Here is a 1,900-nt window from a genome sequence, read left to right as displayed (position 1 = left end):
AAGGGGCTGTCCAGAAAGTCAGTGAAAACTGACTGCTGGACGCCCCGTTTTTGTTACATGTTAAAATGAGGCACAAAAAAACCGTCTTTTCCTGTAGAATGGAAGTTACCACACAAACAATCTACGAAAGGACGGTTTTTATGCGTAATCAAAAGACTACTATAAATGAGTATATCACGGAGCTGACCCTTCCTCTAGAGGATTTGGAAGAAAAGATCGTTTCCAAAAGAACGCTAGCACCTACCTTTAAAAATTATGACAACAAGCAGGCTCACATGATTCTGGATCTGGAGATGTATATTCCCGCCCATCACGTAGCCCGTGTGATTGACGAGATGATTGAAGCCATCCCGGATGAGCAGTTGTTTGCTCACTATACAGGTGGCGGCCGTAGTTCCTACCATCCCAAAATGATGCTTAAGGTGATCCTTTACGGCTACTCGCAAAAGATCTACTCCTGCCGCGGGATCGAAAAGCTACTGTGCGAAAACCTCCCAGCCATGTGGCTGGCAGCGATGCAACAGCCCGACTTCCGTACCCTGAATGACTTTCGTGGTGTGCGAATGAAAACATTCATGGACGAGCTGTTTGAAACGATGATCCACAAGCTCATCGCAGACAACTACATTACGATGGAGCAGTACTTTTTAGATGGCACGAAGATTGAAGCCAACGCTAACAAGTATTCGTTTGTATGGAAAAAATCCACGCTGCGCTTTGAGGAGAAGCTCAAGGAAAAGGTACAGACTGCCCTTGCGCATATTCATACGCTCACGCAGCAAGAAGCTGGCGAATACGCGAAGGCAGAACCAGACGAACTCCCTGCCAAGCTCGAAGCAGTAGCAGTCGTGCTAGAGGAAAAGGTGGATAGATTGACGGAACAAATAGCGGAGGCAAACGGCAGTAAAGAGCGAAAAGACTTACGCAGAGAGCGCAGTGCCCTGAAGCAGCCGCTGAAGCAAATTCGGGAGGATTTTCTTCCCCGATTCGCCAAGTATGAGCAGCAGAAAGGCTGTTTTGGCGATCGCAACAGCTACTCCAAAACAGATCCGGATGCCACATTTATGCGGATGAAGGAAGACCACATGAAGAATGGTCAACTGAAGCCGGGCTACAATGTGCAAATGTCCACGGAAAACCAATTCATTTTGTTTTACAGTTTGCACCAGCGACCGACAGATACGCGTTGCTTTAAGCCACATCTGCAGCGATTGGCCGCGTCTTCTTTGCCGATGCCGAAAACGGTGATTGCGGATGCGGGCTATGGCAGTGAAGAGAACTATTTGTATGCAATGGGCGAAGAAAAAAATCCGCGTTTTGATTTTCTCATTCCTTACGGCAACTACATGAAAGAGAAAACGAATCGGTACAAGAAAGACATCCGACATGCCTCGAACTGGACGTATGAAGAACACGATGATCGGTTCATTTGCCCGAATGGTCGATACGTTCGCTTCAGGAAATACCAAACAAAAACAAACGCTTCGGGCCTGGAGCAAAGCTTCAAGATTTATGAATGTGATGATTGTAGTGATTGTCCATTCAAGCCAAGTTGCAGCAAGGCAAAGGGGAACCGTCAAGTACACTGGAATACGATCTGGGAAGAGATGAAAGCAAAGGCCAAAAAAGCCCTTGAGGATGACGAGGAATCCGCCATCTATGCTCGGCGTAAAGTTGAGGTAGAAAGCGTATTCGGTCACATCAAGGGCAATAGGTCGTTCCGACGATTCTCCTTGCGAGGGCTGGAGAAGGTTCACACGGAGTTTGGGATTGTGGCTTTGGCCCACAACTTACTAAAAGTGGCAGGCATCCGCCTCGCTACATTCCTGCAAAAGCAGGTACGAAAAAAGGCTGGACGGAAAACCTTACGTTTTCTCGCCCAACCTTTTTATTTTGGGGA

1 protein-coding gene is annotated in these 1,900 nt (G+C 47.4%); it reads left to right on the top strand.

Annotation, left to right across the window (positions count from 1 at the left end):
- Positions 1 to 140: 140 nt before the first annotated feature.
- On the top strand, positions 141 to 1,900 hold a 1,760-nt coding region (locus AZ66_RS28855; RefSeq protein ID WP_052648921.1), incomplete at its 3' end, for an IS1182 family transposase.

It is taken from the genome of Paenibacillus sp. E194 (assembly GCF_000935845.1).
GTDB lineage: Bacteria > Bacillota > Bacilli > Paenibacillales > Paenibacillaceae > Paenibacillus_B > Paenibacillus_B alvei_B.
The sequence above is the reverse complement of the archived record's forward strand: the minus strand, read 5'-3'. Positions and strand labels throughout refer to the sequence as shown.